The sequence below is a fragment of the Longimicrobium sp. genome, assembly GCF_048594345.1.
Classification (GTDB): domain Bacteria; phylum Gemmatimonadota; class Gemmatimonadetes; order Longimicrobiales; family Longimicrobiaceae; genus Longimicrobium.
The window spans coordinates 1-18,631 of the sequence record NZ_JBMDXM010000046.1; the positions used below are offsets into that span (position 1 = coordinate 1).

General features: G+C 71.2%; 14 protein-coding genes and 3 tRNA genes. 5 read left to right on the forward strand and 12 right to left on the reverse strand.

The features are described 5' to 3' along the window. Both mrdA and ACOJUJ_RS04895 read right to left on the reverse strand, forming a co-directional pair. Positions 1 to 1,512: penicillin-binding protein 2 (gene mrdA, locus ACOJUJ_RS04890; RefSeq protein WP_420125730.1), on the reverse strand; the 1,512-nt coding region annotated here is incomplete at its 3' end. A 222-nt stretch (positions 1,513 to 1,734) separates the two neighbouring features. Beyond that, on the reverse strand, positions 1,735 to 2,622 hold the full coding sequence (locus ACOJUJ_RS04895) for a nucleotidyltransferase domain-containing protein (protein ID WP_420125731.1): 888 nt from the start codon (positions 2,620 to 2,622) through the stop codon (positions 1,735 to 1,737). Between the two features lie 100 nt (positions 2,623 to 2,722). Between ACOJUJ_RS04895 and ACOJUJ_RS04900 the strand changes: the two genes are divergently transcribed. Beyond that, entirely contained in the window at positions 2,723 to 3,463 is a 741-nt protein-coding gene (locus ACOJUJ_RS04900) for a sulfotransferase domain-containing protein (protein ID WP_420125732.1), read from the forward strand. 106 nt (positions 3,464 to 3,569) lie between these two features. Here ACOJUJ_RS04900 and ACOJUJ_RS04905 read toward each other — a convergent pair whose 3' ends face one another. Beyond that, positions 3,570 to 4,352, reverse strand: a complete 783-nt coding sequence (locus ACOJUJ_RS04905; protein ID WP_420125733.1) for a L,D-transpeptidase — start codon at positions 4,350 to 4,352, stop codon at positions 3,570 to 3,572. 275 nt (positions 4,353 to 4,627) lie between these two features. Between ACOJUJ_RS04905 and ACOJUJ_RS04910 the strand changes: the two genes are divergently transcribed. After that, entirely contained in the window at positions 4,628 to 6,556 is a 1,929-nt protein-coding gene (locus tag ACOJUJ_RS04910; RefSeq protein ID WP_420125734.1) for a hypothetical protein, read from the forward strand. Positions 6,557 to 6,571: 15 nt separating this feature from the next. Here the strand turns inward: ACOJUJ_RS04910 and ACOJUJ_RS04915 are convergent, their stop codons facing one another. Then, a complete protein-coding gene (locus ACOJUJ_RS04915) occupies positions 6,572 to 7,288 on the reverse strand; it encodes a phytanoyl-CoA dioxygenase family protein (RefSeq protein ID WP_420125735.1) in 717 nt (238 codons plus the stop codon). 112 nt (positions 7,289 to 7,400) lie between these two features. Between ACOJUJ_RS04915 and ACOJUJ_RS04920 the strand changes: the two genes are divergently transcribed. Together ACOJUJ_RS04920 and ACOJUJ_RS04925 are read left to right on the forward strand one after the other, a co-directional pair. After that, positions 7,401 to 7,637 carry a hypothetical protein gene (locus tag ACOJUJ_RS04920; protein ID WP_420125736.1) on the forward strand — a complete coding sequence of 79 codons (237 nt, stop codon included), beginning with the start codon at positions 7,401 to 7,403 and terminating at the stop codon, positions 7,635 to 7,637. A 240-nt stretch (positions 7,638 to 7,877) separates the two neighbouring features. Next, positions 7,878 to 8,336 carry a hypothetical protein gene (locus ACOJUJ_RS04925; RefSeq protein ID WP_420125737.1) on the forward strand — a complete coding sequence of 153 codons (459 nt, stop codon included), beginning with the start codon at positions 7,878 to 7,880 and terminating at the stop codon, positions 8,334 to 8,336. Between the two features lie 155 nt (positions 8,337 to 8,491). Here the strand turns inward: ACOJUJ_RS04925 and ACOJUJ_RS04930 are convergent. The 3 genes from ACOJUJ_RS04930 to ACOJUJ_RS04940 form a co-directional block, all read right to left on the reverse strand. Then, positions 8,492 to 8,566, reverse strand: a tRNA-Val gene (locus tag ACOJUJ_RS04930). A gap of 99 nt (positions 8,567 to 8,665) precedes the next feature. Beyond that, positions 8,666 to 8,738, reverse strand: a tRNA-Glu gene (locus ACOJUJ_RS04935). Between the two features lie 80 nt (positions 8,739 to 8,818). Beyond that, positions 8,819 to 8,889, reverse strand: a tRNA-Cys gene (locus tag ACOJUJ_RS04940). A 188-nt stretch (positions 8,890 to 9,077) separates the two neighbouring features. Between ACOJUJ_RS04940 and ACOJUJ_RS04945 the strand changes: the two genes are divergently transcribed. After that, complete coding sequence (locus ACOJUJ_RS04945; RefSeq protein ID WP_420125738.1) at positions 9,078 to 10,901, forward strand: hypothetical protein; 1,824 nt, start codon at positions 9,078 to 9,080, stop codon at positions 10,899 to 10,901. A 350-nt stretch (positions 10,902 to 11,251) separates the two neighbouring features. Here ACOJUJ_RS04945 and recN read toward each other — a convergent pair whose 3' ends face one another. From recN to ACOJUJ_RS04970, 5 genes are all read right to left on the reverse strand, one after another. Beyond that, a complete protein-coding gene (gene recN, locus ACOJUJ_RS04950) occupies positions 11,252 to 12,928 on the reverse strand; it encodes a DNA repair protein RecN (RefSeq protein WP_420125739.1) in 1,677 nt (558 codons plus the stop codon). Positions 12,929 to 13,274: 346 nt separating this feature from the next. Further along, positions 13,275 to 14,648, reverse strand: coding sequence for a magnesium transporter (gene mgtE / locus ACOJUJ_RS04955; protein WP_420125740.1), 1,374 nt, complete (start codon positions 14,646 to 14,648; stop codon positions 13,275 to 13,277). 49 nt (positions 14,649 to 14,697) lie between these two features. Next, positions 14,698 to 15,150, reverse strand: a complete 453-nt coding sequence (gene ybeY / locus ACOJUJ_RS04960; RefSeq protein WP_420125741.1) for an rRNA maturation RNase YbeY — start codon at positions 15,148 to 15,150, stop codon at positions 14,698 to 14,700. After that, positions 15,143 to 17,446, reverse strand: a complete 2,304-nt coding sequence (locus tag ACOJUJ_RS04965) for an HD family phosphohydrolase (RefSeq protein ID WP_420125742.1) — start codon at positions 17,444 to 17,446, stop codon at positions 15,143 to 15,145. The genes ybeY and ACOJUJ_RS04965 overlap by 8 nt, the downstream gene beginning before the upstream one ends. After that, entirely contained in the window at positions 17,443 to 18,432 is a 990-nt protein-coding gene (locus ACOJUJ_RS04970; protein WP_420125743.1) for a PhoH family protein, read from the reverse strand. The genes ACOJUJ_RS04965 and ACOJUJ_RS04970 overlap by 4 nt, the downstream gene beginning before the upstream one ends. Between the last annotated feature and the right edge of the window lie 199 nt (positions 18,433 to 18,631).

Genomic DNA, 18,631 nt, shown 5'->3' on the forward strand with positions numbered 1-18,631 from the left:
CTCCCACAGCGCCTCCAGCCCCTTGGCGTCCAGCCCCAGGTCGATCCCCGCCGCGGCGTTGCGGGTGCTGTCGCTGACCACCAGGTGCGGCGGCGGCGCCGTGCCGTTGCCCGCGATGGCGCTGTAGACATACGCCATGCGCAGCGGCGTCTGGTCGTTCGGCCCCTGGCCGATGGCGAGGCTCATCACGTCCGACGGCACCGCCGGGTTGCCGAAGTACTCCTGGTACCAGGCCACGCTGTTGGGGAACGTCCCCGGCAGCTCGCCCGGCAGGTCGATCCCCGTGCGCTGGGTAAAGCCCAGCCGTGCTCCCGCCCGCGCCAGCTCCGCCAGCCCGATGCGGATGCCCAGCTGGTAGAAGTACACGTTGCACGAGTTCTCGATGGCCTGCGCCAGGTCCACCGAGCCGTGCCCCGCGCGGTACCAGCAGCGCGAGTAGCGCCCGGCGTACGCCATGCCGCCGGTGCACGAGATGGGCATGCGCGTGGTCTGCGTCACCAGCCCGCGCTCGATGCCGATCGCCGCCGTCACCGTCTTGAACGTGGAGGCGGGCGGATACCGCGCCGTGATGGTGCGGTCCAGCAGCGGCTTGTCCCTGTCCGTGTTCAGCGCCCCCCAGAGCCGCGCGGGAATGCGTCCCACAAAGGCGTTGGGGTCGTAGCCGGGGTTGCTGTACAGCGTAAGGATCTCGCCCGTGGAAGGCACCATCGCCACCACGGCGCCCTTCATGGTGTCGGGAAAGATGTCGTGTGTGTACTCCTGCAGCTTCAGGTCGAGCGTGAGCTTCATGGGGTTGCCCGGCACCGGCGCGCGGGCGCCCACCGTGGCGCGCGGATCCACCACGCGCCCCTTGGCGTCCACCTCCACGAAGCGCGCGCCGTCGCGGCCCGAAAGCACCAGCTCGTACTGCTTCTCGATCCCCGCCTGGCCAATCAGCCGCCCCTGCTTGTAGTCCGCCTGGCGGTACTCGGGAAGCTCCAGCTGCTCCTTGGTGATCTCCGTCACGTAGCCGGTGATGTGGCCGATCGCCTCGCCCGCGGGATAAAAGCGCTGCGGGCGCTCCACCACCATCAGGTTGGGGAACGCCGAGCGCCGCTCCTCGACCGCGGCGGCCTGCGAGAAGGTGGCGCGGTTGGTCACCTCCAGCAGGTCGTGCGGCCGCCGGTTGCGCTTCTCCATCAGCTCTTCCAGGTCCGTCCCCGCAAGCCCAAGGAACGGCGCCAGGTCGTTGAGCGTGTTGCGCACCAGGGCGCTGTCGCCCGGGAGCACGGCGATGGAGTAGGAGGTGATGCTGGTGGCCACCACCTCGCCAAAGCGGTCCAGGATGGTGCCGCGCGGGGCCGGGATGGGAATGCCGCGCAGGCGGTTCTCCTCCGAGCGCGCCGCGTACGCCTTGCCCGTCATCACCTGCGTGTGGAAGAACGCGGTGAGAAGGACGGCGATGATGAAGGTCACGGCGAACACGGCGCCCAGCGAGCGCCGCTGCCGGGTGTCGGCCTGAAAGAGCCTCATGGCTGTCTTGCGTAAGCTGCGGAGTTACACGGTACTGGCCGGCGGTCCGGCCGGCGGTGGGAAAACAGCAAGTCTCGCGCCCGGGAGCGTGTGGGGGTGAACGGGTGTGAGGGTGTGAGGGTGAACGGGTGTGAGGGTGAACGGGTGTGAGGGTGAACGGGTGCGTGAGTGCGTGAGTGCGTGAGTGCGTGAGTGCGTGAGTGCGGAGATACCGGCGCGCGGTCAGCGGTGCACGAAGCAGACGGCCTTCTCCGCGAAGGCGCCACGCGAGGCGACGAGCTCACGGAGGCGCTCGATCAGGTCCAGCAGCACGGCGGGATCGGTGGGAGGATGGGGGACGGGATGGTCGTCGTCCATCTCCAGGTGGCCGCGAGGATAGGATCGGGCGGCCCACGCCAGCACGGCGCGCTCGGCCGCGGAGAGCGGGAAGCGCGGGTTCCGCGCGAGAAAGGCGCGGATGGCGTCGCCGCGGCGCGGGCGCGTGTCGCCGGCGAGCAACAGCACGGCGGTGCACAGGCGCACCAGGTCGTCGCGCCCTCGGCGCCTCCACTCGTCGTCGCCGCGGGCAAGGCTGCGCGCCACCTTCTCGCCTCCCTCGTCCACCCGCTCCAGCAGACGCGCCGCGCAGAAGGCGGCGTCCAGGGGGGTGAAAGGGACGCGCGGCGGATCGGCGCCCGGCCAGAGCGGGACGGCGTCGTCCAGCGCGTCCACCAGCATTGGCGTGCGGCGGCCCTGCTCCAGATCCTCCAGCGACACGCTCCACACGCCCACCGGCACGCCCGTCCGGCGCGCGACTTTGTCCGCGATGCGCTCCGCGTCAGACGCCTGCGGCTCGCGGTCCGGCGGCAGGCGGCGGAACACGAGGAGCACGTCGACATCCGAATCCGGCCGCGCCTGCCGCCGCGCCTTGGAGCCAAAGAGCAGCGCGTGCTCCAGCCGCGCGCCCACGCGGCGCCGCACCTGGCGCACCACCTCCATGGCCGCCGCGCGCTCGCGGCCGTCCAGGCACGCGTCCAGCGCCTCCCCGCCGCGCGGATCGCCCGCGCCCGGTGCATCCCCCATCCGCCGCATCCCCTTCTCCCTGGTGTTGCGGCGGACGGGGCAATTCACGTTCCCCGCACGGCGCCGGGGCCGCCACCGCCTTGCTCGTTCCGCCCGTTGCCCGTTAGCCTCAGGGCGCGCGTTGCACCTCCTCGCCCTTGCCGTCGCCATGGATACCGACGCCCTGCTCTGCTCCCACCCCCGCAGCGGGGGACGCTGGCTGCGCTACCTGCTGGCGCACTACCTGGCCGCGCACCACCGGCTGGGCATCGAGGTCACGCCGCAGACGGTGTTCGCGGTGGTGCCCGACCACGTGCAGGAGGGGCCCCGTGGCTGCCGCGCGTACCGGTTCGGGGGCCGGCGGGGGCTTCCGCTGGCGGCGGTGTGCCATCAGCCGTACTCCTGGGAGCTGCACCGCGGCGCGCCGCTGGCCTTCCTGGCGCGCAACGCGTACGACGTGGTGGTGTCGGCGTACGTCTACTACACGCACGAAAAGCCGGAGTACACGGGCTCCATGGGCGACTTCATCCGGCATCCCCGGCTGGGACTGGCCACGTGGATGGAGTACATGAACAGCTGGGCGCCCACGCTGCTCACCCACCGCGACGCCATGCTGCTCTCCTACGGCGAGCTGGATGCGGACCCGGGGGCGGCGCTCGTGCGGGTGCTGGAGTTCCTGGACCACCCCGCCGATCCCGCGCTGGTGCAGGCCACGGTGCTGCGCGCCAGCGAGATGCGCAGCGCGCGCGGCATCCGCACGGGCCAGGAGGGCAACTTCTGGGACCACCTGCAGCCGGACGAGATCTTCGAGATCCAGGAGCAGCTGGACCGCGGCCTGTCCACCCACGCCGTGCACCTGCTGCACTCCATGGGGGTGGAGGTGGATCCCTTTCCGCGTGGCATGTCGTGACGCGTGCCCCGTCGGTGCCCGCAAGGGAATTGATGTGGTACCCAAACGCGAAAGGGCGAGGCACGCGGCCTCGCCCTTCGCTTTACATCATCCACCGCAATCCGGCTCAGTTCGCCGCCACGTCCTCGCGGCGGCGCAGGCCCCGGAACGCGTCGGCCAGCTTGACGGTGTAGGTGCCCTCCGCCTCGCCCGCGCGGCGCAGCACGGCGCGCACCTGCTGGCGGTCGATGGAGGGGGCGTCGTACCCCGTCGCCAGCAGCGCCTGGATCACGCTCTCGGTGTGGACGCGGCTGCGCGAGTAGACGTCGGGATAGATGCGAAGCTCGTCACCCTCGATCTCCACCGGGTCGTAGCGCAGGGCCAGCGGCACGGGTGCGCGAAAGGTGGACCAGCGCGTGGTGCCGGAGCGGCGCAGGATTCCGTCGATCTCCGCCGGGGCCACGGTGGGCTGCGCGTGCTGGTGCAGCAGGCGCGCGAGCGCAATCACGTCGCGGTTGCGCATCCGTATGCACCCGTGCGACGCCGGCTGGCCGATGCTGGCCGTGTCCGACGTGCCGTGGATGTAGTACAGCGGCGCGAAGAACAGCTTTACCCGGCCCATGGGGTTGTTGGGGCCCGGCGGCGTGAACTGCGCGTCGCGTGACCACTCGCGCCCCGGCGGCGGCCGCCACGACGGGTTCCACTCCGCCCGCTCGATGGTGAACTCGCCGTCCGGTGTGTCGTGGCCGGCCACGCCCACGCTCACGCGGTAGGTGCGGAGCACGCTGTCGCCGTCCAGCACCCGCAGGCGGTTGGCGGGGATGTTCACGTCGATCCGCAACTGCGCCGCCGCGGCGGTCGCGGACGCCAGCGTGAGCGCCAGGGCAACGAGAAGGGACTTCAGCTTCATGCGCGAGGAGACTTCAGGGAACGGGGGGTCGATGGATTCGATGTCGCGGGGCGTACCCGCGGCGCCCGTGCGAGGGTCCGGCTTCCGCACGCCGAAAGATACGTGCGTGGCGCCGCGGCGCACAGCCGTCCCGCCCGTCCGCGTCCCGATCGCGTGGAGATCCGCGGACGCGCAGGCGGCGTGCGTTGTCCAACGCGTTCCCGCACGCTAGTTTCCACGCCGTTCCACGACCGCCCCGCCGGCCTTTCCCGATCCAGCCAACCGTCTTTCCATTCGTGAGCCCCCGCAACCAACCCGCCAAGCCCCGCGCACGCAAGCGCGTACCCCAGGCCCCCGCGCCCGTCCTACGGAAGACGTGGCGCGAGCGCGCGCGCCCGTGGCACGCGGCCGTGCTGCTGGCGGTGCTGCACGGCATTCTGGCGCTGCTCTCGCTGGACCCCACCCTGCACAACGGCGGCGACAACGCCGCGTACCTGGCGCTGGCCCGGTCCATCATGGAGCGCGGCACCTATCAGGAGCTGTGGGACCCGGCCATGCGCCCGCACGTTCAGTATCCGCCGGGGTGGCCGCTGGTGCTGGCGGGGGCGATGACGGTGGGGATCAAGCCGTGGGTGGGCTTCAAGGTGCTGTCCATCCTGTTCTCCTGCGCGGCCGTCGTGCTCTCCTATCTGTGGGCGCGGCGGGTGTCGACCACCGGCGTGGCGCTGGCGGTGGCGGGCGTGCTGGCGCTTTCACCGGGCGTGGTGGACCTGGCGCGGTGGGAGCTTTCGGACGTGCCGTTCTGGGCCTTTACCATGCTGGCGCTGTGGGCGTTTGCGCGCATGGCCAGGCCCGCGGAGCAGGGCGCGGACCCGGCCGCGGTGCCCGTGGAAAGCGCGGCGGCAGCGGGGGAACCGTGGCCGGGCGGATGGCGCGCGCCGGCGCTGGGCGCGCTGGCGGTGCTGCTGGCGTACGTCACCCGCTCCGCCGGCCTGCCGCTGGTGGTGGCGGCCGCCGTCTGGCTGGCGTGGCGGCACCGCGGACGCGCGCTGGCGCTGTTCGCGGCCGTGGTGGGTCCGTTCGCGGTGGCGTGGTGGCTGCGCGGGCGCGTGGCGGGCAACCCCTCGTACGCGGGGCACCTGTGGTACGTGGACCCGTACACGCCCTCGCTGGGAACGGTGACGTTCGGGGGGATGCTGCAGCGCATCGCCCGCAACGTGGTGGAGTACGGGGGTGACCACCTGCCCTACCTGCTGATCGGCAGCCGGGACACGGGTCCGGCGATCGCGGTGGGCGTGACGGTGCTGGTGCTGGCGGCGGTGGGTTGGGGGATGCGGGTGCGCCGGGCCGGGCTGGCCGAGGTGTGGCTCCCCCTGTACCTGGGACTGGTGCTCATCTGGCCCTCGGAGTGGTCCGGCGAGCGCTTTCTGCTTCCGGCGCTGCCGGTGCTGCTGTTGTGTGCCGCCGAGGTGGTGCGGGCCGGGGGAAAGCGGATCGGACAGCCGCTGCTGCTGGGGGCGGGTCTGGTCGGCGTGCTGGCGGTGGGCGGCGTGCCCAAGGTGGTGGCCGAGGTCAAGCTTTCCAGCTCGTGCCGCGCGGCGTACACGCCGGATCTGCCGCACCCGTGCCTGCCGGCGGAGTGGCAGGACTTTCTTGCGCTGGCGGCGTCGGTGCGGGGTGAGCTGCCGGCGGACGCCGCGGTGCTTTCGCGCAAGCCCACGTTGTTCTGGGCGCAGTCCGGGTACCCCTCGCGGCCGTACCCCTTCACCAACAACCCCGACACCCTGATCGCCTTTGCGCGCGAGTCCAACGCCAGGTACGTGGTGATGGACTACCTGGACAACATCGCCATGATGTACCTGTCGCCCGTGCTCATGCAGCGCCCCAGGGCGTTTTGCGTGATGCGAGCCGGAGGGCCGGGACGCGCCACCCTCCTGGCCCTTACGGACGACGCGGAGAAGATCGCCAACGTGCGCGCCGCGCCCACGGAGACGGAGAACGTACGTGTGCCGTTCTCCTACTGCCGGGACGCGCTCCCGGGGGCGCGGCCCGGCAGCGGGGTGCCGCAAATCCCGGCCGGCTTGCAGCCGAACAACCCGGGCGCCCGCCTGCCGCAGATGCCGGGCGGGCTTCCCCAGGGGATGGGCCAGCCGGGCGCTCCGCCCGCCGGGATGCCGCCGCTGCCGCCCGCGCTGCAGCCGCGGGGCGGGCCCCGCGCCCCTTGATCCGGGGCACGGGCGCTACCAGCGCCCGTGCCAATCCAGCCCGTGCGGCAGCGCGTCCGCGGCAAATTCCAGGTGCACCACGCGGCGGTGCGCGGGCAGGGTGGAGGGTGACGACGCGTGCAGGATGAGCGGGCGCATGACCAGCGCCCCGCCGCGCGGCGAGGTGCACGCCACCGCCGGCGCCCGCTCCCGCCAACCATCGATCTCCCCCGGCGCCAGCCGCCCCGCGCGGTGCGAGCCGGGGATCACCTGCACCGGCCCGTTCTCCGGCCCGCACGCGTCCAGGTGCACCCGCACGGTCAGCATCCGCTCCAGCACCTCCGCGGGCGGCTGCACGTGCGGGATCCCCGCTTTTTCCGACCAGGGCCCGAACCCCGGCGCCTCGCGCGGCTCGCGTACGGCGATGGTCAGGTCTTGGTGCCACGCCACCTTCCAGTTGGCCTCCGGCGTCTTGTCGAACAGGATGCCGCGCACCACGAAGCACTCCGCCCCCAGCACCGGCTCCACCAGCGCCCGCACCGGTTCGGAGCGGGCCAGCTCCCGCACCCGCGGCACCGCTTCCAGCAGGTTGCGCACGGCGTGTACGCTCCCCCGCCGCGCGATCGCCGCGGAGCTGTCGACCTCCGCCATCGCGTCCAGCAGCCGGTCCACCGCGTCGCATCCGGCGACACCGGGCACCACCGCGAAGCCGTCGCGGTCGATGGCGCGCAGATAAGATTCGTTGCTCGTCATCCGCGGATTGTGGGGAACGGCCGCGGAGGATGCAACCGGACCGGTGCGGCATACGTAGGGATATTTTTCTGGGGCGCTCCCCCCCAATCTCGTACAACGACGCGCATCGGCCGTGACCATCGATCCCATCCTCCTGGCCATCGCTGACGTTCTGCTCGTCGTGGCGATCGGAATCGCCATCTACGGCACCGCGGCAGAGTTCAAGCAGGCGTTGCGGACGTGGTTCAGGAGCGTGTTTTCGATCGACTTCTTCGACCTCGGCTGGGTTCCCCCGTTCCGGCTTCAGCTCTGGCTGTATGGCAGCGCGGCTCTCCTGTGGGGACAGTCGTATCTGCTGGGATCGGGATAGCCTTACACCGAATCCGCAAATACACTCATGATTCCCAACTGCAGGTTCTCACGCCAAATCGTTTTGCGAATTGGATATTACGATTACGTGCGCGGGAGCGGTGCGCAGGTTGCGGACGGTGTGGCACTGGGCCGGGAAGGTGTGCCCGATTGGGCCGACGGTTGATTCGCAGGGGCGCGACTACGATACGGATGAGCCGTTCACGTTCCTGAACCCCGGCTCCAACTCATGTATACCAGGATGACACGTGCAGCAACGCTCCTGATCGCGGTCCTCCTGCTCGTGCGCAGCCCACTTGCCGCGCAATCCGAGACGAGCTGGAAGGCGGAGGCCCTCGCCAGCATCATGGCGTACCGAATGTCTGTGCTTGGTGATACCGCTACGAAGTTCGACGGGTGCTCGGTGGCCAGAGTTCTCGAAGTCGCGCCGGAGCACGTGGTGGCTGACTTTCCGGAGGCGGTACGGGCCTTGATCGCTCCCTGCCCGTCCGTCGCGGAGCGGAGCACGCGCAAGGTGGTGCTGGTCGACTCCCTGACGCGCGAACAGGATGCGACAGTGAAGGGGTACCTGACGATTGTCCGTGGAGAATGGGTTCATCGGGAGGACTACTTCTTTGTCCTGGGTCCGCGGGTAGCGGTGCGCGAGGTGCGGGTGTGGGGTGCCGTGCAGTCGTATCCGCGAAGGCCGCCGCGGGACTGATCGCGGGCGGACATACACCGGCGATCTGTTAGCACCGATGGTGGTTCGACCCGATTGCCGGATGCGCGGAGAAGCAGATCCGCCGTCCATCCTTCCCGAACGGCGGACACGAAAAAGCCCCGCCGCATGGATGCGGCGGGGCGATTCGATGGAAGTGGTCGCTATAGGATTTGAACCTATGACCTCTCGCGTGTGAAGCGAGCGCTCTGGACCAGCTGAGCTAAGCGACCGTATCGCGGGCCGGGGGGTACCCGCGCCCGCGCCGGAGAGTGGGCTGCTTCCTGCGGGGACCTGACCCTTTGCCCTCCAGATTTCTCAAAAACAACCAGTACCCCGTACGGGAATCGAACCCGTGTTTTAGCCTTGAGAGGGCTATGTCCTAGGCCACTAGACGAACGGGGCGTAAGCGCCAAAACTAGCGCGGGCACTGCGTTCCGTCAACCCCGCGGGACGACGGAATCGGCGGGGGTGACCCGGCCGAGAGGCGCCGCCCGGATTCGAACCGGGGGTGGAGGATTTGCAGTCCTCTGCCTTACCACTTGGCTACGGCGCCGATCGCGCGTTCGCGGCCCCGTCTGAGGCCGCGAACGCCCGGCGAATGTATCGGCGCGGGGGCTGCGAGTCAACCCCCGCAAGGCATTTGTTCACCCCGCGCGGTTTGACAGCGCCCCGCGCGCACGCTACCGTCAGCCGCCTGTAGACGCACGTTTTCCCACTCCCCGTATCCTGAACTCACGGCGGATGAAGCTGTCGTCCCGGGCCGCCTGCGCCCTGCTCGCCCTTTTGGCCGCGGCCGCCCCCGCGCGCGCCGCCGCGCAGGAGGCGGAGGCGTGGGTGCTGCCTCGCGGCCTGCTGGAGATAAGCGCCACCGGATCGTACGCCGGCTGGGATACGCGCCTGGACGGCATGCCCTTTGGCGCGGAGCTGATTGGCCCCTACCAGACGCTGGCGAACCGCCTGCTGGGCGGCCAGGCAGAGCCCGTGCAGGCGGCGCTTACCGACCTGTTCGCAAACACCATTGACCCCGATTCGGCCTCGGACCCGCTCAGCCTGAGCCCCGGCGCCCTTTCGCTCCGCTTTGGCGGCGACGTGCGGTCGGTGCCGTTCAACGTGCGCTACGGGCTCACGGACCGGCTGACGGTGTTCGCGGTCCTTCCGCTGGAGCGCAGCGGCACGGTGGTGTTTGGCCCGTACTTCACCGGCGCCACGCTGGGTCTGAACCCCGACACCACGGTCAACCGCCGGGTGCTGGCCGAGCTGGACCCGCGCTACGCCGAACTGGGACGCGGGCTGCTCCTGCCCACGCGCGGGTCGGCGGACGGGATCGAGCTGCAAAGCCGGCTGCGGGCGCGGGAGGATGGGGGCGGCGACACGCTGCTGCTTCCCGCGCGCCCCCTGAACTTCGACGACATCCTGGCGCGCCCCGACCTGCGTGCGCAGCTGTCGGAAACGGAGGCGGCGGCGCTGGGGATCGTGTCCACGCGCCGCCCATACCACCTGGGCGACATCCAGCTGGGCGCGCGCTTTCTGCTGATCCCCGGGCCGCCGGGGTGGCCGCACCCCGACACCATCATCCGCCGCTCGCTGCGCACCAGCCTGGGCGTGCGGCTGCGGCTCCCCACCGGCAGCGGCGACACGCGGCTGCCCACGGAGGTTCCGCCGGGCGGCGGGCACCTGGGGCTGGGTGTGGACGTGCTGAACGACGTATTTCTCACCCAGCGCTGGTACGTGAACGTGTCCGCCAGCGGCGACTGGATGCTCCCCGCCGACGTGCAGCGCCAACCGTTTACGCTCGCGCAGCCGTTCCCCGTGGACACCACGCTGACCACGGCGCGGCGCTCGCCGGGTCCGCGGGTGGCGTTCTCGGTCACGCCGCGCTGGCGGCTTACGGACGAAATCTCGTTCCACGGCGAGTACGCCATGCTGGCGCAGGCCCGCACGCGCTACGAGGCCGGGGATTCGCTGCTGCCCAGCCCCTTCGACTGGCGCACGGGCGGGGCGATGCACGCGCTGGGGCTGGGGATGCGCTACTCGTCGCTGCAGGCGTTCGCGCGCGGCCGGGCCCGGGTGCCGTTCGAGCTGACGCTCTCCGCGTCCGAGGCCGTGCTGGGAACGCTGCAGGCGCCGGACGCGTTCTCCGTGCGGCTGACGGGGCGCATCTTCATGGATCCGCGGCGCGTCCGTGCGCTGCTCCCCGGCCGCGGCACCGACAGCATCATCCCCCCGCCCGACGCACCCCTCGACACCGTACCCTCGCAGGTGCGCCCGGACTCCGTGCCGGCTGCCGAGCCGCCCGTCCAGCCCGCGCCGCGTCCGGTGGTGACGGAGCCGCCCGCGACGCCGCCGGCCCCGCCGCCCACTCCCCCCGCGACATCACCTGCCACGGGAGGCAGGATTGGACGAGGGGATGCGGAGACTCGGACGGGCTCGAACCGGCCACGGCTCGGTGCTGTGCGGGGGCAGGAAAAGATTGGCATCACACGGAGTCAACGGAGTCAACGGAGTTTTCTCGTGCCGTTTCCTCTGATCTCCTGCTTCGAAGCGATATTCCCAGGTGTCGGATAAAGGTGGGTCGGTCGACGAGGCGCGATCTTTTGTAGGGCTGTCGGCAACGGGAAGCAGATGGAATGCGGCAGGGGGCCATGAGAATTTTTTTGAGAGGGATGTAGATCGGTCGATGATCTGCCGCACTGCAGGGAAGCAAGTCGATCGCACCACCTGATGCGCGATCTGGAGAACCATCCGCCTGCTCCTTGCCAGAGGTGAACGGCGGGGCTCCCCGGATTGGGAGAAGAAGATCACTGCGGGGTGGATAGGCTCCGTCCCGATACTCGAAGCCCCGCCCACCCGCAGAGCGCGGATGGGCGGGGCTTCTGGCGTACTACCGCAAGCGCGGGGCGCGCCCGTACCTGGCGCTACACGCCGACGGCGCGGTCCAGCAGCTCGCGGGCATGCTCCAGCGACACCGCGCTTTCCGGGTCGCCGCCCAGCATCCGCGCGATCTCGTGCACGCGGTCGTCCGCCTCCAGCGGCAGCACGTCGGTGGTGGTGCGGCCGTCGCGCTCGCCCTTGCGCACCAGCAGGTGCACGTGGGCGCGGCTGGCGATCTGCGGCAGGTGGGTGATGGCGAACACCTGGTGCGTGCCCGCCACGTCGCGCATCTTCTCCCCCACCTGCAGCCCCACCCGCCCCCCGATCCCCGCATCCACCTCGTCGAACACCAGCGTCGACACGGAGTCCAGCCGCGCCAGGATGGTCTTGATGGCCAGCATGATGCGGCTCATCTCGCCACCGCTGGCCACGTACGAAAGCGGTTTGGGCTCGAACCCGCGGTTGAGCGACACGCGGAACTCCACCTCCTCCGCGCCGAACGCACCCGCCTCGGCCAAGGGAATGCGCTCAGCACGAAAGACGGCGCCGCCGCTCATCCCCAGTTCCGGCAGCACGGCGCTCACCTCGCCGGTCAGCCGCGCCATCGCCACCTCGCGCGCCGCCGTGAGCTCCGCCGCCGCCGCCGCCAGCTCCGCCTCCGCCGCCGCCAGCTTCTTCTGCAGCGCGCCCAGCTCCCACTCCGCGTTGTCCAGCAGGTCCAGCTCGGCGCGGGCGCGGGCGCCCACCTCCAGCACCTCGTCCAGCGTCTGGCCGTACTTGGTCTTGAGCCGAAAGATCAGGTCCTGGCGGCGGCGGATCTCGTCCAGGCGCCGCGGGTCGTGCTCGATGCCGGCCGCGTAGCGCTCCATCCGCTCACCCAGCTCCTGCAGCGCGTAGTAGGCGCTCTCGTACAGCTCGCGCACCTCGTCCTGCGCGGGATCGATGCGCACCAGCTGGTCGACCTGGCGGCGCAGCGAACCCACCTCGTGCAGCAGCGCGCGCTCGGACCCGCTCACCGCGTCCGCCAGCCCGCCGGAGAGGGCCTGCAGCTCTTCACTGTGGCTCAGCCGCCGGGCCTCGTCCTCCAGCTCCTCCTCTTCGCCCGCCCGCAGCGACGCGGCCTCGATCTCCTCCGCCTGAAAGCGCAGAAAGTCCGCGCGCTGCGCCGCCTCGCGCCGCCGCGCGTCCAGCCCCGCGATCTCGCGCCGCAGCGTGGACGCCGCGCCGTGCGCCTCGCGGACGCGGGCCAGGAGCGGCGCGTCGGCGGCGTAGGCGTCCAGGATGGCGCGTTGCTCGTCGCGGCGCAGCAGCGTCTGGTGCTCGTGCTGGCCGTGCAGGTCCACCAGCGCGCGCCCCAGCTCCCCCAGTACCGCCGCCGTCGTGGGCGAGCCGTTGATCCAGGCGCGGTTGCGCCCTTCGACCGCCACCTCGCGCTTCAGGACCAGCAGCCCGTCCTCGTCGGCGTCGATGCCGCGCTCGTCCAGGATGCGCGCCACGTCCGTGCGCCCGGCCACGTCGAACACGCCTTCCACCGACGCGCGGTCTTCACCCGCGCGCACCACGTCCGCGGACGCGCGCTCGCCCAGCAGCAGCGAGAGCGCGCCCACGATGATCGACTTGCCGGCGCCCGTCTCGCCGGTCAGGACGTTGAGTCCCGGCCCCAGACGAACGGTGAGCCGGTCGATCAGCGCGAAGTTGCGGATCCGCAGCTCGGAAAGCATGAGCGAAGATACACCGAAGATGGACAGCGTTCAAGGGGTCGTCGCGGCGGCCCGGAACGGCAGACAGCGAGTCGGATGGTCGAACGAGACGAACGGGTTCGAAGCGGATCCGCCGGCATCATCTCAGGCGGTTGAAATCGCGGCTGGTCACGAAACCCGCCTTCGCGGGTTGTAGCCGACGCTGCGGCGCGCCGGAGCGGCAACCAGTCGTCAGAGACGAGCCCCGCGCTGTTTGCGGGGCTTCGTGCAGTTCCAGCTGCGGCTTTAGCCGCCCCGGGACAGAGGCCGGTGGTTCAGCCACGGGTTCATCGCCCGAACCGCCCTCGACGCGCCGAATCGGCCCCTCTTACAGCAGGAACCGCGTCGCCAGCCCCAGCAGCAGAAAGAAGCCGCACATGTCGGTGAACGCCGTCACGAAGATGGACGACGCCACGGCCGGGTCCACCTTCAGCCGCTCCAGCACGATCGGCACGAACGCGCCGGCAAAGCTTCCCACCGTCAGGTTCATCCACATGGCGAGCATCACCACCAGCCCCACCCGCGGCTCCCCCTCCACCACCGTGGCCAGGATGGAGACGATCAACCCGATCACCAGGCCGTTCCCCAGCCCCACCAGGAACTCCTTCCCCACCACCCCCCAGCGCTGCTCCGTGCTTTCGCGCGAAAGCGACAGGCGGCGGATGGTCACCGCCAGCGCCTGCGTGCCGCTGTTGCCGCCCAGCCCCGCCACCACCGGCATCAGCACCGCCAAGTAGGTCAGCCGCGCGATGGTGGGCTCGAAGAGAAGCACCACCGTGGCCCCCGCCGCCGCCGTGCACAGGTTCACCAGCAGCCAGGGCAGCCGCGACTTGACCGCCTCCAGCCATCCGCCGCGCAACTCCTCCTCGCCCGACACGCCGCCGAACTTGAGGATGTCTTCCGTGGTTTCGGCCTCGATGACGTCGATCACGTCGTCGAACGTCACGCCGCCCAGCAGCCGCCCGTGGCTGTCCACCACCGGCACGATGGTCAGGTTGTAGCGGGAAAGAACGCGCCCCACCTCTTCCTGGTCCGTCTCGGCCAGCACCGCCGCCTCGGGCTCCACCACCAGCTCGCGCACGTGGACGCGCGGGTCCGCCGTCACCAGCGACTGCAGCGACACCGTACCCAGCAGCACCTCGTCCGCGTCCACCACGAATACGACGCCGTGGAAGTTCTCCACCTCCTGCGCCTGGCGCCGCACCTCGTCGATCGCCTGCGCCGCCGTGGCGTCCATGGGCACCACCACCAGCTCGGTGGTCATGATGCCGCCGGCCGACTCCTCGTCGTAGCGCATCAGGTCGCGGATGTCGCCCGCGTCCTCGTGCGGCAGCGCGGCCAGCACCCGGTCCCGGTCCTCCGGGTCCAGCTCGCCGATCATGTCGGCCGCGTCGTCGTCCGACAATTCCGCGACGACGGCCGCGATGTCGTCCGGGTGCAGCGCCGCCAGCGACTCTTCGGGGTGCTCCTCCGGCTCCATCTCCGCCAGCGCCTCGGCCGCCAGCGCCGGGTCCTCGGGCGCCAGCACCTGCAGCACGCGCAGGCGGTCGTCCTCGTCCAGCGCCTCCAGCAGGTCGGCCAGGTCGGAGCCGTGCGAGATCTCTTCCAGGAACACCCGCAGCCCCGCGTCGTCCCCCGCCTCCAGCAGCTCGCGAAGGCGCTCCAGGGCGGTCAGGTCGTCGTCGGGCGCGGCGACAGCCATCATGCGGGGCGGGTGGGGGTGTGGACCGGGCGGATGCGGCGGAGGGGGCTCACGCGCCCTCGCCGCCGGACAGGAATTCCTTCAGGAGCGCTTCCTGGCGGACGAACATCGGCGACCCGGCGCGGTCGTCGCCTTCCGGATGCTCGTAGCCAAGCACGTGCAGCGTGCCGTGGACGGCCAGCCGCAGCACCTCGTCCGCCACCGACGCGCCGAACCCGGCCGCCTGCCGGGCCGCCTGGTCCACCCCCACGTACACGTCGCCCAGCGGCGGCTCGCCGCGGTCGTGCAGGTGAAACGAGATGACGTCCGTGGGCCCCTCGTGGTCCAGGTACTGCTGATTCAGCGCGGCGATCTCGTCGTCGCCTACCAGCGCGATGGAGATCTCCCCTGCCTCCACGCCCTCCGCGCGCAGCACGTGGCGCACCGCGGCCTCGATGCGCGCGGGGTCCACCGGCGGCGCCACTCCTTCGCCCACGCTCACGTCCACGTCCAGCTCATCCATTCCCCACCCCCTCGCGCGCGGGCGCCGCCACCCGCTCCGGGGCGGCGGGCGCGGCGTCGGAGCCGTTGCCGCCGCCGTTCCCCGCCGGGGCCGGGTAGTCGAGGCGCTGATGATACATCCCGCTCAGCACCTTGGCGAGCACTTCCCTGGTGACGTTGATCTCGCGCAGCGTGAGCGGGCACTCGTCCAGCTGCCCCGCCGCGATCTTGGCGTCCACGATGCGCGCCACCAGGTCGCGGATGCGCGGCGGCGACGGGTCCTGCAGCACCCGCGCGGCGCTCTCCACCGAGTCCGCCATCATCACCACCGCCACTTCGCGCGTCTGCGGCCGCGGGCCTCCGTACGCGAAGTCGGCCGGGTTCAGCTTCGCCCCCGGGTCCGCCGCCCGCGCCTGGTCCAGAAAGAACGAGATCGGCTGCGTGCCGTGGTGCTGCGCGATAAAGTCCTTCACCGCCTGCGGCAGCCGGTACTCCGCCGCCAGCCTCAGCCCCTCCACCACGTGGCTGCGGACGACGGCGGCGCTCATCGCCGGCTTCAGCTTGTCGTGCGGATTGCGCCCGCGGGGCTGGTTTTCGATAAAATACAGCGGCTTGGTGATCTTGCCGATGTCGTGGTAGTACACCCCCACCCGCGCCAGAAGCGCGTTGGCCCCGATGGCGTTGCACACCGCCTCCGCCAGGTTGGCCACGCTGATGGTGTGCGCGTACGTCCCCGGCGCCTCCATCGACAGGCGCTGCAGCAGCGGGTGCTTGGGGTCCGCCAGCTCCATCAGCGTCTGGTTGGTCGTCACCCGGGTGAACCACTCCGCCAGCGGCAAGAACCCGATCGCCAGCAGCGTCGACGCCGTGCCGTTCACCGCGCCCCACAGCATCGACCGCGCGATCTCGTCCAGCCCCCGCGCGCGCAGCAGGCCGACGCTCAGCACCGCCCCCGCGTACGCCACCGCGATCACCGCGATCAGCCCCCACGCCTGCAGCCGCCGCTGCGCCAGCCGCAGCCCGAACGCCGCCGCCGCCCCCGCCACCGCCGCCTCGAACGGCACCGTCAACCCGATGAACGGCTGCTGCCCGCCAAGAAGGAGCGCGAGGACAAGGGCAAAGACCAGCGCCAGCCGTCCGCCCCACAGCACCGCCGCCATCAGCACCGCGAACGGGATGGGGATCAGCTCTGGCGGCAGCTCGAAGCGCGCGATCGGCGACGCGATCCCCGCCACCGCGACGACGAGCATCGCCAGGAAGAGCACCGCGCGGGTGTCGTCGTAGATGCGGGGGCGAACCACCTTGAGCAGCGCGCCCACGATCATCAGCAGCAGCGCGTTGAACAGCACCGCGCCCACCACCCGCAGCGCGCCGCGGGCACCCTGCCCCTCCACCCGCTGGCCCTGCAGCGCGTGCTGGTACGCGCGCAGCCGCTCCACCTCGCGCGCCGTCACCTGCTCGCGCGCGCCCACGATGCGCTGCCCGGCCAGGATGCGCTCCTTGACCGAATCCACCGCCGCCCCCGCCCGCGCCCGCGCCGCCCGCGTCGCCCGCTCGTCCTCCGCCAGCGAGGGGCGGAACCAGCGCACCAGCAGCAGGCGCTGCAGTTCCGCCGCGTCCGCGCCCGATTCCGCCGGCAGCCGCTGCTGCGCCGCGCGGTAGAACTGGTCCGCCGTGAACACCGAATCCGCCGGAATCAGCCGCTCGCCCCCCGGCAGCCCGCGCACCTGCACGGCGCTGAACCCCGCGCGCTCCGGCGACGCCGCCGCCACCCCGCGCGTGAACTGCTCCCGCACCGCCAGCTCCGTCGCCGCCTGCAGCTGAAAGCGGCGCGACGCGTCCATCAGCACCTCGATGGCCCCCAGCGTGGTGGGCACCCGCGCCGCGTCCAGCGCCGCGCGCACCGCCAGCTGCTCCTGCCCGGGCACCGCCGTACGCAGCCCCTGCTCAACCGCGGCAAAGAACTGGCGCACCCCGCCCACCACGCTGTCCCCCGCCGCCGGGCGGTAGACAAACACGGGCGGAACACCGCGCGCCGCCTCTTCCTGCTCGCGCCGCAGCTCTTCCTGCGTCTTGGGAACGGTGAACGCCACCTCCGCGATCACCTCCTCGCGCGCCACCACCCCCTGCTCCAGCACCGGCACGTCCGAGGTCTGCGCGCCGGGAAAGCACAGGTAGACCGCGATGGACACGCCAAGCAGCACCGCGGCGCGCAGGCCGTGGTGCAGCCAGGCCGCCGCTCCGGTGCGGCGCGGCGGCTCCGCGGGCTCGCGCGGCGTGGCGCGGCGCTCGGGGAAGGCGCGCTCCCCGTTCTTCATTGCGGGGGCGCGCCCTCCGTCCCTTCCCCGCGGGCCGCGTCGTACGCCTGGATGATGTCCTTCACCAGCCGGTGGCGCACCACGTCCTGCCCCGACATGTAGACGAAGGCGATCCCCTCGATCCCCTTCAGCACCTGCTCCACTTCCACCAGCCCCGAGTCCTCGCGGCGCGGCAGGTCGATCTGGGTCTTGTCGCCCGTGATCACCGCCTTGCTGTTCAGCCCCATGCGCGTCAGAAACATCTTCATCTGCGCGCGGGTGGCGTTCTGCGCCTCGTCCAGGATCACGAAGGCGTCGGCCAGCGTGCGGCCGCGCATGTACGCCAGCGGCGCGATCTCGATCGACCGGCTTTCCATCGCCCGGCGCAGCCGGTCCGGCGGAATCATGTCCTCCAGCGCGTCGTACAGCGGGCGCAGGTACGGGTCGATCTTCTCCTGCAGGTCGCCGGGAAGAAAGCCCAGGTTCTCACCGGCCTCCACCGCGGGGCGGGCCAGGATGATGCGCTTGACCCGCTTCTTGAACAGCGCGTCCACCGCCATCGCCACCGCCAGGTAGGTCTTGCCCGTACCCGCCGGCCCGATGCCCACGACGACGTCGTTCTCCTCGATCGCCGAAAGGTAGCCCGCCTGCCCCTCGCTCTTGGGCCGCACCGTCCTCCGCGGCCCGGGCACCGCCACCGTCCCCGCCTCGGCCAGCCGGCGCACGCCGTTCTCCGTGACCGACGCGTCGAAGTAGCGCGCCACGTCGTCCGTGCCAAACGGGACGCCGTTGCGGGCCATCTGCACCATGTGCTGCGCCACCGGCACCGCGCGCTCCACGTCCTTCAGCTCGCCCGAAAGGAGCAGGTGGTCGTCGCGCAGCACCACGCGCAGCCCCGCGCGCTTCCCCAGCTCCAGCAGGTTGGCGTCGTTCACCCCGCCCAGCGCCAGCGGATCGGCGCCGTCCGCGGGAATGCGGTGCTGCACCGCGTTGTTGGTATCTGGCATTTATCCTCTGGTATCTTTTGCGTCCTCAACGTCAACAGCTACCGACGACGGCAACGACGGGTTTGGGCGTGCCCCTCCGCTGCGCTCCGGGTCGGGCTGCGCGCGCACTAGGGCACGATACAACTGTGCCCAAGTGCGCCGAGCCCCCGGCGCTCACCGGCATCGATGCGTTTCCGCGGATCTCGTGCATGCGCGCCGG